Origin of the sequence: Sellimonas caecigallum, assembly GCF_019754295.1 — a bacterium.
In the GTDB taxonomy this organism is placed as follows: Bacteria; Bacillota; Clostridia; order Lachnospirales; family Lachnospiraceae; genus Sellimonas; species Sellimonas caecigallum.
Genome location: NZ_VIRV01000023.1, coordinates 1 through 14,088, shown reverse-complemented (window position 1 = coordinate 14,088; position 14,088 = coordinate 1). Strand labels below are relative to the sequence as shown.

Sequence of the window (14,088 nt, the reverse complement as noted above, 5' to 3'; positions counted from 1 at the left end):
TTTTTCACCTCATCTCAGCACATATATCATTTGCCAACACAACTCTTCCCTCAATTACATCTGAAATACTTTTCCCAATCGCTGGCAGGAAAAAGTTTTCAGAAAGGATATGTACAATATGTATTCCTAATTTGTGTTGCAAATATTTTGTGACTAATTTATATATCTCAAAAACCTCACTTTCATCATCTGGATAAAGAATAGCAACCATTCCAGATACAAAGTAATAGTTGCCTTTTTTTAACAACTCTTTTAAGTCACCTGAATTTACAACAAATAACGTTTTTCCATCAGAAACACTTCCATAAAAGTCAATCTCTTGAAGCTGACTGCTAGATGCAACAAGTGTAGATAATCTTTGACTTTCTAAAAATTTAATTACTTTCTTCTTTTCCTCTGAACCTGCAAGAACAATCAACTCATCCTGTGATTCAAAAATCTTTTTCTGATCCATTTCGACTACAGAAATAGGGGCCTTTATGCTCTTTTTTAGTGGAAATGCAAGAGTGTCTCCACTGTTTTTTCTTAAGTGTGCATTACAGCCTGCACAATACTCATACACTTTGTCATAAGTATCAAAAAACATTTCAGACCAACATTTACCCTCACTTCTAGTTATCGCTCTTTCCATCGTCAGATATGCGTCATTATAGTATGCCCATTCCTGCGAACGTATTTCTTCAATCAAGAGAGTTTGTTCATCACCTTTATTTAACAAAAGATCATTTTCGATGCTAATTGAAAAAATATAAATACCATTGTCATTAGTAATATCAATGATTTCAATCAAACCATAACGCCTTAAAAGAAGTAACACATAAATGTTCCAATTCATATCGGCATCCGATACCGGTCTATCATCCCATTCATCTTTTGTATGATAATTAGGTTTTATAGCAGTATTTATATGAATAATAGCGCCATCTCTAATTGACAACTTATTATTAAACATGCTATCCCAACGTCCAATTATTTTCTCTGTAGTCATAACACGTTTACTAATTCTCTGAAATGCAAACTTAAGATCATCTACATATGTACACATTACACTTAAGCATGGTAATTGATCTCGTCCACCACGTCCAAGCTCCTGGTAATACGCATTAGGATTTTGTGGAATATAAAGATGTAATACTGTTCTAACATCCGGCTTATCTACACCAACCCCAAAAGCAGAAGTTGCTATCATTATTTCAAACTTATTCGCTTTCCATTCTTTTAGCAATTGCTCCCTAATATCATTATTTGTTAAACCTGTATATGTTCGAGTATTTCTGATTCCATTGTCACATAACAGTTTTTTCACTCTTTCTGCATCATCAGGCCGAGCAACATAAATGATCATTGGATGTGGTAATTTTCTGACTAATTCTATAGTCTTTTTATCTTTATTTTTATATCCTTTTTCCTTCAATATGATATATCTTGGCTCATGCCGCAATTCATCGCATCGTACTTCAATCCATTTATTTCCATCAGAAAATAACTTTTTCAGTATTTCAATGCTTTTACTTTCAAATGTGGCAGATAATAAAATCGTTCTAATACCTGGATTATTTAGCAATAATTTTTTTCTCCACGCCTCTAAGCATTGATAATCAACTCTGAATGATCCTCCCCAATCAACCACAATATGAGCTTCATCAATTACAATATTTTTTATGTAATGCTGCTTATTTGCCACCTTTAAAACACTTTCAAAAGCTTGATTATTCATCAACGCTTCTGGTGAAATGAACAGTAGTCGTGCAGTTCTATTTTGAATAGCATTTATGATTGGGGTAACTTGTACACCGCTTTTATAAGAAAACACCTCTTGATCCACAGTTTTGCTTTTAATAATCTGTTTCGCGGCAAGAATCTGATCATCTGCTAAAGAAACAGTTGGAACAACTACAATTGTTAATCCTTCTGTCTGATATCCCAACATCTGTGTAATAAGACTTTTTCCACCACCAGTCGGTAACGCTACCAATGTCGTATAACCATCAGGTGTTCTCAACGCTCCGTAAACTGCTAGTTTTTGAGACATAGATTTAAAAGCAGAAAATCCGGTAAGCGAATATATCAATGAATCTGTAGTCAAATTATAATCCTTTTTCACATCTTCTGAAGAATAACTCCTCATAAACGCAGATTCTGCCAATTCTGAAGAAACTCCCTCCGGAAATTGAAACGTAGCGTAGTATTTTCCATTAGCCACATCCTTTTTTATTGCATACGGATTATCGTCAGGAATAATAACATTACTAAGAGAAAGTGATGTTTCAAACACTAACAAATAGTCTCGAAGTGCAATAAAAAAATCATCCCTATAGATTGTATCTTTCTTTTGCAATTCATTCGCTATCACGAGTCGTTTTGCAGTTCTAACATAAAATGATTGCAATGCATCCATTTCTATACCGGTATCAAACTCAGGCTTCTGATTCTCTCCAGAAAAATATGATTGCATTCGATCAATAATTGTTTCTTTATTCATTCTCAGTTTTTACCCATCCATACAAACGCAGCTGATTCTAAAACTAATCTTGGTCTCTTTATTGCATTTAGAATAATAGCCTGAGTCTCTTTTAATTCTTCAAGCCCTTCTTGCGAGATACCAAAATAATCCGCATTCGCAGCTCTTGCTGAAAGTGTCCTTTCCATTTCTTCTCTAGCTCCACGTATATTGGATCTTCGTACAAAAACATCCATTGCCTTCTCTGAAGCTTCTTTTTTTGCGTTGTCTACTAAATCAATCCAATTTTCTTCGGAATACTCTTGCTTAAACCACTCAATATTGCTCATTCCATCTATTTCATCTTTTAAGAATCCATGTCCACCTCCACGTTTCCCAAGATGCACAACATTTTGGGGCTTGAATCCAGACTCCACAAGGCGCATATACTCTCGAACAACTTGATAGTCGTCGATTTCATCATCGTTCTTTATCGAAACAGCAACAACAACTTGCTCAGACATCAAGTAATTTCTATACGGGCTTAACGCATAGACAGAAACACCATTATCCATAAGATAATCAATGTTTGGTGCCAGTGACCACGTAAACACTAATCCTGTCCAATCTAGATTGGACTGAAACGCGAAAGCACTAGCTTGCCCTTTACAAGAATGAATCGCATTATCAACAATACAATCAAAAACGGCATCCCCTGGTGCAAAGAAATGAAGGTAATCATTTTCAATAGCTTTTTTTCTAATAAATGTACCTCTTATTGAACCAGCAACATTTTTGATTGCTTTCGAACGATCATATGCTCCTTGAACACGAGTAGTAAAAGCGTTCTGTGCTGAATTCAAATATTCATTCCATCTAGGTGGAATAAGTAAAGCATTTATCGCTGATTTAGGAACAAACGAACTTGCGGAATACGTAATTATTCCTAGCTTACTTGTTGTACCATGAAATCCTGCTAAACTTGCCCAACTTGTCATTGTATTCGCAAACAGCTCATTTTCGTTTTGAGAGTAGTAATCTATCAAGCGTTTCAATTCGTTGTACATTGGTCGATAAATAAATCCTGCCGCATCGAAATTTTGCTCTTTTCTAACGGTTGCACGCATTTCATCAGCCGACTCTATAATTCCAGGAATTTTTTCAAAAAGGCCATGTTTGAAATCATTCTGAATTGCAGAAATTATTTCACTATTGATTTCCTTCATGATGATTTCCATTCCGCTTAAAGATTGAGTAAATATCTTTAGTCCTTCGTTCCAGAAATTAAACAATGCTTCTTCAAATGTTTCCAATGTATAAATCACAACAGAATGAACTATTGGTCTCGAAGGATCTCTTTCTAATCGGTCCAATCGACCAATTCGCTGCTCAATCATATTGGCGTCCCAAGGAAGATCGATGTGGACGATATAATCCGCACACTGAAAATTCCTTCCTTCTCCACCAGTGTAATCACAAAGCATTATCCTGCAACTTCTATCATTTTGAAATCTATAAGCATTTAGTTCGATCTCGTCCTTTGACATACCAGCTCCAAAGAAACTAACCTCTTCCTTCGAAAAAATGCCTTCTAATATCTTTCGATAAGCATCAAATGTTCCCTTGTAATTAGTAAACAATACAATTTTTTGATCGAACAGTTCTTCATAAACTGCATTAATAACCGTAAGTAATCTGGTTGAATAGAAGTCCAAATAGTAATCAGGATCATCAATCACTTTAGAGATTTCATTTATTATATTTTGCTCAAAACTTTTCCATCTTTCGGCATTAATCTTAATCCCTTCACTTACATGAATGCCTTTTTGCTCCACTTCCTTGATAGCATCTTCAAAAGCCCATGGAGAACTAAAAAATGCACTTAATAACGGCCTAATAATCGACTCAACACATTGACTATTTTCTTTAGTAATCTCTAAAATCCAATTACTTAATAATTCATATGTCAATGCCTCGTATACATTTTTATCACTATCTAATTCATATGTCTGTGTTTCTAATTCTCGAATTGGCAGTAATCTTTCTTCATCTTCAGTTACTTCTAATAACTTTCTTCTATTTCTGATAATATTACTTTCAATCTGATAATTACTGCATATATACGAAATCATAACTTTAATCGCATATACACCCAGATCATTTTCTTCAAATGAAATCGCCTCAAATAACTCATTCAATCTGCTATCATCTAAATCATCACAGATTTCTTCTAATCCCTCTTGAATCTCTTCGAACAAATCCTGACAATCTTCAGATTCATGAGGGTCTTCTTCCTCATCAATTGCATCGTCTATTGTCCCCTCAAAATCACTTAAATCATCGAGGATAAGTGCTGTTTTCTGTATAATATGGCTCTGTTTGTCTATTAATTTACCAAACTTTTCCTCCGTAAACGAATCATATTTGCTTGGCAAAAGCAATCTGAGCAAACCCAAATATTCAGCTCTTCTTTGTTGAACTGGTGTTGCACTCAATAACAAAATATTTCTTGTTCTCCTACTAATATTATGAATAGACTCATATTGTCCGGAATCTGAAAGATATCTATGTACCTCATCTATGATTACAAAATCCCAACTAGTGTTTTGATCAAGCAGACTAATTTCACTTATGGTTTTCACAACCACGCAATTGTGATTACTATCCTTACCTTGCTCAATGTTAAATTTCAAAAACAGTTCTGTTATCCACTGTTCCTTTAAAGTCTCTGGAACAATGATCAATGCTTTTTTATCACTTCTGTCTTTCATATATATTTTAAAAACAGAAATAGCTTCTATTGTTTTTCCCATTCCAACTTCATCGGCAAGCATATAACGGCAAGGTTCTTCCTGCAAACATCTCATAATAGAATTCACCTGATGAGGTAATAAGTATATTTTAGAACCCGCCAATTCTTTAAAACCATAAATAGAATTATCTAAGACATTCATGCTTTTGGATACAATTGAATGCCCTAAATACCAACATGGATTTTGAAATTCATACCGTTTTAATTGCTCTGTAGGATCCACTCTCCCGTTGTTAAATGCTGCAACTATATTTTTCTCACATTGGCGGAATATCTCCTTACTCTCTTCATCCTGCAAATAATAGTAATAAAACTGATCTTTTGCTCGTACACAGGATAAAACTTTACATCGACGATTCTTGGCAAATACACTGGATCCCAGAAAGAATGTACAACGCTGGGCCATGCTTTGTGGAATTTCTATTTCTCCCTTTGGAAGATTTTCAAAAAACATCAAATAACTTAATGGATCATATATTCTCACCTTAACTGTTTTCTTAAATTGGTCCACTTTTGTAATCTGTCCACACACAAATACACGAGGGTCTGTCATACTCTCTTTGTCGGCAGGACATCTTACATACATTTTTTCTACCAACATAACATCTCTCCAATCAATCTCTTGATTTGCTATAGTAAGCAGTACACAATTCTCGATTTGCACAGAATTGACACCATGCATCGACATTAACCATGTAGTCTACTCCCTTAAGCATCTCCTGATTCAGTTTCTCAGCTATCTGTTCCGCGCTAACATTCGGAAACTTATCTTGCATTATATCCACGCCAGCATTTTTCGAATTCTCTAGTTTTTTATGGATAAATAACTCTCGAATCATCATGTAACGATGCTCTTCTGAAGATAACACTGAAAACTTCTTTGCCTTCCCACTCACCAATCTATTTCGAATATTGTTAATAACATCCATTCGATTTACACTTTGAGCAAATGGGAAAAATCTCTTTAGCTCTTCATATTTTTCATCCAACTTATCAATTAGGATTGCCTCACTAATTGGCTTTCCTTGCATATCCTCCTTGATTGCATTTTCGAGCATCACCTCAAGATATTTTAGCAGAAGAAAATTGTCTTTATATACTGTATTACTCTCAACTAATGACTCCATCAAAAATCTATATTTACATATGCGATAACGATAATAGTCATATGCATCAAATGAACCAGTTGCTCCATTTTCTATTTCAATATGTGAAGTGTTTTCAAGTCTTTTTGATACCTTATGGCTTGAATACTTTTTCTTTTTGATTCCCAATATATTAAGAAGATAATAAGGTTCTCTTTCTCTATTACCGTCTCTTTTCACATAAGATAATTTGAACTTGGCACGATTAAATTCCAATCCATAAATCAGTGCATACCTTTTAAAATTTTTGTATTCATTACAGCACTTAACATAAACTTGATATTTCCAATCAACCGGGTTCTGGGCCACTTCAAAAAATTCATCATTTAGCGGCCATGGAAATTCTGCTTTTTTTACAGCGCCCACATCCTCATCTTCAAGACAAGCGAAGTGATAGATAATATTCGGATCTTCATGACCGCTTCGCAGAATATCACCGTCAATCTGTTCGAAATTACGCACAATCCAGTTAGCACTTCTCCCTGGTTTTGATTCTTGAAGCAAATAAATGGACATCGTGGATTTTAAGCATTCAAAGGAAGCCGATGCATCAATACTCTCTACTTCTTCTAACCTTGACAAAACTCTTCTCAAAATATCTGCGAACTCTTCTGAATTCTCACGATCTCCTAAAATATCGCTTTGCAAATAGTTTTTCAATTTTCTGTAAAACTCTCGGAAATTGTGTGTAGTATTCTCAAAATCTTCATAAAAATGAGATGCTATATCTTCCAATTCTTCTAATGCACCACTAAGCTTCTCTATTTCATTCCTTGTAACAGCGTAATAAGATATATGACTCACATATTCTTGTTCTAATGAATCTGTAATGTATTTCATATTCTTTTTCAGCGATTTCAATCTTTTTCTCATTTGTTTGATTGACACACACCCATCAAACAAAGCCTGGATTCTTCCAAAAATTGATACCAATTGTCCCGGTACATCTTCTGAAAGAATATTTGCTCCAAGACATTCTCTGACATCATTTATATCTGATATGAAAATTTCATTTTTTTCCGGATCCCACATATTTGCAATTGCAAGGAAAAAATGCCCTATTGGATAATTCAAAAACTGGCGTTCCCCAAATTGTTCCGGAAAATAAATTTTCAATATATCATTCGCAGAACTATTTGCCGCATAAATCTGCTCTCTCATATGATGCATAGGTTTTTGAGGATCCTTTCGTTCTGCTTCCTCAAAAATATCTGCAACATAGCCGGCAAACTCTGTCATGTTATCAAACTCGATTACTTCATACGGCTCGTCTACAGTGATTGCTCTCCTTTGTCCATTAACAAGCTTTCCAAGCTGATCAGCCAAAACATTTCCTCTATAGCTTACCGTTGATGAATCTGTTGCTAAGAATTCATTTCGATCATAATCGATTATTTTGCAGTCAAATGCGGAATATATATCAAACCATGTTTGATATACGTTCTTATACTGTTTTTGATAATTAAATAGCAGAATAACATTTTTATATTTCTGTAATTCATCAATGGCCCGAAGCGTAATTGGATTAAACTGATGTACTCCATGAATAACAATCGTATCCAGATTGACATCCGAAAAATCATAATCCTCTTGTATTGCCATCATGGCCCTACGCACTCCTTCATCAATTTCTTCTTCTGCTAAACTTTGAGCAAGATAGAAATCTTTTTTCATTTCGGAAGCAAGTATTTTTTGATATATACCCCAAATGAATCTCTGCTCTTTTGTAAGTTTATCTTTTAATATTGCGCTTGGATCCACATTTAATTCAAACATTGTTCTAATGCTTGCAAACACATCATCTCTGTTAAACAGAAAAGCTTTGCCGATATTGATTCGCTCTGACTCTGAAAGATCCGTTGAAAAACCAGAATTAATTATATTGTCAATATCAGTATGTTGCTTTACAATCCACGCAGGACTTGCCCAATCAGCATAAAGAGAGTCTGTAAGAATTTTTACAGTTGAAACACGTCCACCATCAAATTTTCCCTTATAGTGGCTTCGCAAACCATTGACTAATGTCTGTGCCGAACAAAAGTAAGGACAATTTTTAATCTCATCCCAATATGGTTCTTGATCTATTTTATATGGATCGTGGTATGTATAGATTACAATTGACATCTTACTCCTCCATTAATGTTCCCCAACTAATAGGAACGCTTCTATCTAAATTCATAATCCAAATACAATTTCTAATTGCTCTCGTTAGAGCAACATATAGAATTCTAGACTCCTCAGCAATCTGCTCATCCTTTTCTATTTTTTCATCATAATTTGAATTACGTTCTCTAACTTTGTTTTCAAACTGAACCGTATACGCCAACTTTGATTTAGAATAATTTGCGTCCAATTTTACTTTTCGAATATCCCCTATATCTTCCGATGTATATGGGAGCACAATAGTTCCATACTCAAGACCTTTTGATTTATGTACTGTTGTGCACATAATATGGATCCCATCTTCATCAACTTCTGGCATCCGAGAGAGTTCCTGCTGTCTACTCAAAATATTAATCTCCAAGTATTTTGATATTTGATTGATAGTTAAAGAATCAATTTTCGCAAACTTTATTATCTTTTCCAACAGATAATCATAGTTTTCCATATAGAAGGATTGTTCTATCGAATTCTTACTATAAGTCTTCCATGGCTCTAACGCGTCATAAATATGTTTCAGTGCAAATAATACTGGTTTTGCATACACTTCATTTAACACTTCTTGCCAGCTTTTTTTCATCCTAAGCATAAAAAACTCATCAAGAATTCTATTCAATTTAAGAAGTTTTTCATTTTCTGACAGCCCATGAAATTTATGATAATCCAAAGTTAAATCCGTATAATTAGATTCTATAAAATTCACAAGGTAAACTGGATTTTGCGCATTTTCTATTGCTAGAATTAACTTAAACAGGTCTTGTGTAGACTCCAATTGAAACAAATCTCCACCAGATTTAATTTCAATATTTACCGACCTCTTCTTCGCCTCTTTTAAAATATTATCTGTTTGCCAATTACTACGCACTAAGATTGCAATAGTACGTTCTTCTATGCTTAGTTTCTTTCCCTTATCTTTTTCTCTTTTTATGATTTCACTTAGTTTTCGGGTTTGGATATCTAAGATGTCAAACAAGCAATCAAAAAATACATCCTGATCTTTTCCATGACATGGAACACACTGTAAAAGCTCATTATCATCACTCTCAAATATTTTTCCACTTGAAAGACGATCATTATCTTTGTTATAAGGTAGATACCCATCCTCCCCCATTTTTTGAAAAATCGAATCATACAAATCCAGTAACCTTGCATCTGTACGATAGTTAATATTTAGATGGAATATCTCCCACTCATATTTTTTGTATTCTTTCAATTGATCAAACGCACTCAGCCTAGCACCTCTGAAGCGGTAAATACTCTGCTTCAAATCGCCAACTACAAACAGCCTACAATCTGAAGCAATACACTTCTGGAGTTTCTGAAATGTTTCAATCTGTACATCATCTGTATCTTGGAATTCATCAATGAATAGATATCTCAGCTTCAAATTGACAATATTATCAGCACCATAAGCCAGCACCTGATTTAGAAGAATAATACATTCTTTCAAATCCATTGCATTCTTTTCATTCATAGCTGAAAGATATTCTATTTCTGCAGGGAAAACCACATTCTGAAGTATTTCATTGAAATACGGTAATGTGTTATCTATAGTCGTTCCCATTTCTTCCGCTTTAATATCTACTAAATTTACACTCTTCTGAAGTAAACGATCTGCTATTCCAATTATTTTTTTCTTCAAATCATAAATCGGAACCGGAATCTCACTAATAAAATTGGAATTTTCTTCCTCTTTTTCTTCTAAAAGCTTACTAAGATATAAATCATATATTTTTGCTCGTCCATATTCGTCAGATAAAATTCTGAAAGTAGTACCTAATCCTGTATAAAAAGACGCACTTCTCAAAAGTTCCAAAGAAAATTTATGTATTGTAGAAATGTTTGCTCGATCGACTCCCTCAACATACTGCAGATAACACTCTTTTCCGGTCAAAATATAATAGTTTACAAACATTTGCTTTAATCGTTTTTTCATATTGATTGCAGCATCATTTGTAAAAGTAACCATGGCGAGTTCATCTTCAATACACGAAATATTATTTCTTCTTTTATTACATAAATACGCGACTCTAGAAACCATAGAGTATGTTTTTCCAGTTCCTGCTCCTGCTTCTACCAGAGTATTTTTCTCCGGTAATGCATGTTCTACACAATACTGTTGAAAATTAAAATTCGAGTGATTTGCAATCCAAGACAGCAAGCCCGTATTATCTGATACTCTTCCCTCTTCAATAGTGATGTTTTCTCCACATTGCGCGCCTAATCCCTCAATCAGATAAATTTCAAAATTAAACGTTCTATACAACTCACTTACTCTTTTAAGATCTACACCATTCTTATATCCAACTTTTACCTTGTCTCCTGGCTCAATGTTTTCTTTTTTATATGTTGAATCTAATTCTCGCAAGAATGCATCAAATGTAGATTTCTGAGACACAAATAGTATTTGCTTTATCCCTTTGAAATAAGCTGTAATAATTTTCTTTATGTGTTCCTCATCGACAGTATTTGGAAAAATTGACAACTCAGAATATACCTGATTGAACTCTTCAGCGCTCGAATCATCAAAAGAAGGTTCTTCAAACCTTCTAATTCGACCTAAAAACTCTGCATCCAATTCTGCATGTGGTATGCCCTTTTTCTCATCAAAAGCAGCTTGAAATTTTCTCTTTAAAGAATTCTGATCCTGCAAATCATCCTCAAAAATTGTAAATTGTTCTTCTGAAATAATATCCAATCTACTGCTGTAATACTGTTCTTTAGTTATAAAAGGATATGCAACGAAATCTACAACTAATGGGCTTGATCCAAATTGTTTTTTTATTTTTGAAAAATACTGAATGCAATATGATTTTGCTTGCTTTTTAGGAGAGGTTTGCCACTCTTCATATCCCTCTACCTCTATTTCATCTACTCCGTGAACTTTGATTTTACTTGCAAGCCATCCTTTTACTTCAACAATAAATACACATACATCCTTAACTAATAGACATATGTCATATTCTCTTCCATTCACCTCTCGATTGTTATATACAACTGTATCATCAGTAAAAAATTCTTCTATAGCATTCCTTACTTTTTGTTCTCCTTTATAAGAAGACTTTACATCTACTACAACTGCCATGGACTCTCTCCTTTATCAAAACAGTAGATACTATGTGTAATACTGTTATACTCTTTTTACGTATTTACCACTCTTTATTCTTTCATCCCTTGGTTTTTCCGCATCAACCGGAATCGCCCAATATGAACCAATCTTTGTAGCACCAGGTATTCTGTCCGTACTACACAATGTTTGTACTCTTCTAATGGAAAGTCCCCATTTTTCTGCCGTTTGTCTAAGTGATAAGTATTCCATAATTTTTCCCTTTATACGCGCCAAAAATTGTACAATTACACCAAACTAAATTATACGCCAAACCACGCCCAAAGTCAATTTGAAGGTGTTGCCCGTAGGCGACACCTTCAGCACTTTCTAGCTCTTTTAATCATATTTCTTTCTTTTTCTGGAAACGCAGCTGAAAAAATGTGACCACAGGTAATATAGAAGGCTTTTCATAAGTACAAAATTCGGTATAACTAGAGCAAGTTTCGCCTTGTGCTACAAAAAAAATTTTTGAGCATCGGCAACTTGTTGGGGATTCCGTTCCCCAATCCCACGGCAATAGCATCATAGATGCGGTCTTTGGAAGCCTTCAGCTTACCAAAAGGAGGAAAAATACATGGGTAGAAAGAAGAAAGAATTCCCACCATCCAAGGAAGTGAACTTCCATTTTCGAATGACAAAGGAGCTGTATGAGGTGCTTCAGACAGAAGCTGCATCTGCAGATATGACATTATCTGATTATGTTCGCAAGCTTCTCACCAGCAGAAAGCCCATCATCAAAAAACGTATCGAAGTAGTCTTCAATGATCCGGAAATTCTGCAGATTTTCCGTAACCTGGGAGCCTGCGGTAATAACCTTAATCAGATTGCAGCTTACTTAAATGATAGCGGAACAATGACGAACCAAATGTGGAAAGACATCAAAGAATGTATTTCAGAACTGTATGAGATGCGTGATACTTTAAAAGAAATGGTAGGTGAATATCATGGCTGTAATTAAACATATCGCAATTAAAAATTCCAACTATGATGCAGCTTACGATTACCTGACTACCAAGCACGATGAGTTTACTAGCAAGCCTATTCTGGATGAAAACGGAAAGAGAATTCCAAGAGAAAGCTTCATAATCGAGGGCATCAATTGCGATCCGACTTCATTTGGACGTGAGTGTGAAGTTCTGAATCTTCGCTATGGAAAGAATAAGAAAAGTTCAGAAATCAAAGCTCATCATTATATCATCAGCTTCGATCCAAGAGACCGTGATGACAACGGATTGACTTCGAAACAGGCCCAGGCTTTGGGCATGGAATTTGCCCAAAAGAACTTCCCTGGGCATCAGACTCTTGTCTGTACACATCCTGACGGACACAACTCTGCAGGCAATATTCATGTGCACATTGTCATCAACAGTGTTCGAGCATTTGATGTAACCAGACAGGATTTTATGGAACGACCAGGTGATTCTCTTGCCGGTCATAAGCATCATGTAACGAAAGATTTTCTGGAATATCTGAAGTCAGAGACCATGCTCATGTGCCAGAAGGAAGCCTTCTATCAGGTGGATCTTCTGAATCCTGCAAAGGTACGAATTACTGACAGAGAATACTGGGCACAGCGTCGCGGACATGCAAAGCTGGATGCTGAAGCAGCGCTCTCTCCCACTCCGGATAAGCTGCCGAAGAAATATGAAACTGAGAAAGGATTTCTTCGAAGAGTCATCACCGATACCATGCTGGATTCCCAGTCTATGGATGATTTTCAGAAGAAGCTTTTTGAAAAATATGGCATCGAGGTCCATGAAAGCAGAGGTTCCATCAGTTACCTTACACCGGATCGACAAAAGCCAATTCGAGGTCGTTCTCTTGGTACTGATTTCGAAAAAGATTTCATTCAGCGATTCATTGTAAGTCAGCAGAATTCTTATCGAAAACCATCCGGCAAACGTCCAGATTTAACTGCACCTGCCCAGGAATCCATCGGTAAAATTACAGATATCAGCACCTGCGAAAAGGCACAGCAGAGTCCTGCATATGCCACAGTCGTTAATAGAAGCAATCTGCAAAAGATGGCTGCTACTACAAATTTCCTAGTTTCAAATAGACTCTCTTCGGATGAATTAGAGTCCCTTCGTGCATCCTCTAAAGCTCATGTAAAAGAAACCCATACTGCATTGAAAGAGACGGAAGCAAAGCTTCATAAAATCGATAAAATGTACAAAGCCAGGCTTACTCTTCTCAAGAACAAAAATGTGTATAAGCAGTTCCTGGAGTCACCAAATCGAAAGAAATTTCGCGAAGAACACAGTGCTGAAATCATGCTCTATGAAGCTGCTAGAAGAGAGCTACAGGAGCTTACAGGGCAAAAGAAATTTCCATTCCTGAAAAATATCAAAGCTGAGCGAACAGCCCTCTATCAGCAGAAGCATGCTCAATATGAAGCCTACTCCGAAGCCCGTGCTCACGA

General features: G+C 35.4%; 7 protein-coding genes. 2 read left to right on the top strand and 5 right to left on the bottom strand.

What is annotated here, in order from left to right; genetic code table 11:
- Positions 1–4: 4 nt before the first annotated feature.
- The 5 genes from FLB61_RS11630 to FLB61_RS11610 are packed head-to-tail and all read right to left on the bottom strand — an operon-like array spanning position 5 to position 11,876.
- The gene (locus FLB61_RS11630) at positions 5–2,482 is read right to left on the bottom strand and encodes a helicase-related protein (RefSeq protein ID WP_221920257.1); all 2,478 of its coding nucleotides are present in this window, start codon (positions 2,480–2,482) and stop codon (positions 5–7) included.
- 2 nt (positions 2,483–2,484) lie between these two features.
- Complete coding sequence (locus tag FLB61_RS11625) at positions 2,485–5,853, bottom strand: SNF2-related protein (protein WP_221920256.1); 3,369 nt, start codon at positions 5,851–5,853, stop codon at positions 2,485–2,487.
- A 13-nt stretch (positions 5,854–5,866) separates the two neighbouring features.
- Positions 5,867–8,521 (bottom strand): hypothetical protein, encoded by a 2,655-nt coding sequence (locus tag FLB61_RS11620; RefSeq protein ID WP_221920255.1) that lies wholly within the window; start codon positions 8,519–8,521, stop codon positions 5,867–5,869.
- A gap of 1 nt (position 8,522) precedes the next feature.
- On the bottom strand, positions 8,523–11,642 hold the full coding sequence (locus FLB61_RS11615; protein ID WP_221920254.1) for a UvrD-helicase domain-containing protein: 3,120 nt from the start codon (positions 11,640–11,642) through the stop codon (positions 8,523–8,525).
- 45 nt (positions 11,643–11,687) lie between these two features.
- Positions 11,688–11,876: a transposase gene (locus FLB61_RS11610; protein WP_008975969.1), complete on the bottom strand. Its 189-nt coding sequence runs from the start codon at positions 11,874–11,876 to the stop codon at positions 11,688–11,690.
- 364 nt (positions 11,877–12,240) lie between these two features.
- Between FLB61_RS11610 and FLB61_RS11605 the strand changes: the two genes are divergently transcribed.
- The gene (locus FLB61_RS11605) at positions 12,241–12,624 is read left to right on the top strand and encodes a plasmid mobilization protein (protein ID WP_221920253.1); all 384 of its coding nucleotides are present in this window, start codon (positions 12,241–12,243) and stop codon (positions 12,622–12,624) included.
- On the top strand, positions 12,611–14,088 hold a 1,478-nt coding region (locus tag FLB61_RS11600), incomplete at its 3' end, for a relaxase/mobilization nuclease domain-containing protein (protein WP_221920252.1). The genes FLB61_RS11605 and FLB61_RS11600, both read left to right, overlap by 14 nt.

What these genes read in the sequence shown, in the direction of transcription:
- FLB61_RS11630 (WP_221920257.1), bottom strand. Translation starts at nt 2,482, where the DNA reads ATGAATAAAGAAACAATTATTGATCGAATGCAATCATATTTTTCTGGA.
- FLB61_RS11625 (WP_221920256.1), bottom strand. Translation starts at nt 5,853, where the DNA reads ATGTTGGTAGAAAAAATGTATGTAAGATGTCCTGCCGACAAAGAGAGT.
- FLB61_RS11620 (WP_221920255.1), bottom strand. Translation starts at nt 8,521, where the DNA reads ATGTCAATTGTAATCTATACATACCACGATCCATATAAAATAGATCAA.
- FLB61_RS11615 (WP_221920254.1), bottom strand. Translation starts at nt 11,642, where the DNA reads ATGGCAGTTGTAGTAGATGTAAAGTCTTCTTATAAAGGAGAACAAAAA.
- FLB61_RS11610 (WP_008975969.1), bottom strand. Translation starts at nt 11,876, where the DNA reads ATGGAATACTTATCACTTAGACAAACGGCAGAAAAATGGGGACTTTCC.
- FLB61_RS11605 (WP_221920253.1), top strand. Translation starts at nt 12,241, where the DNA reads ATGGGTAGAAAGAAGAAAGAATTCCCACCATCCAAGGAAGTGAACTTC.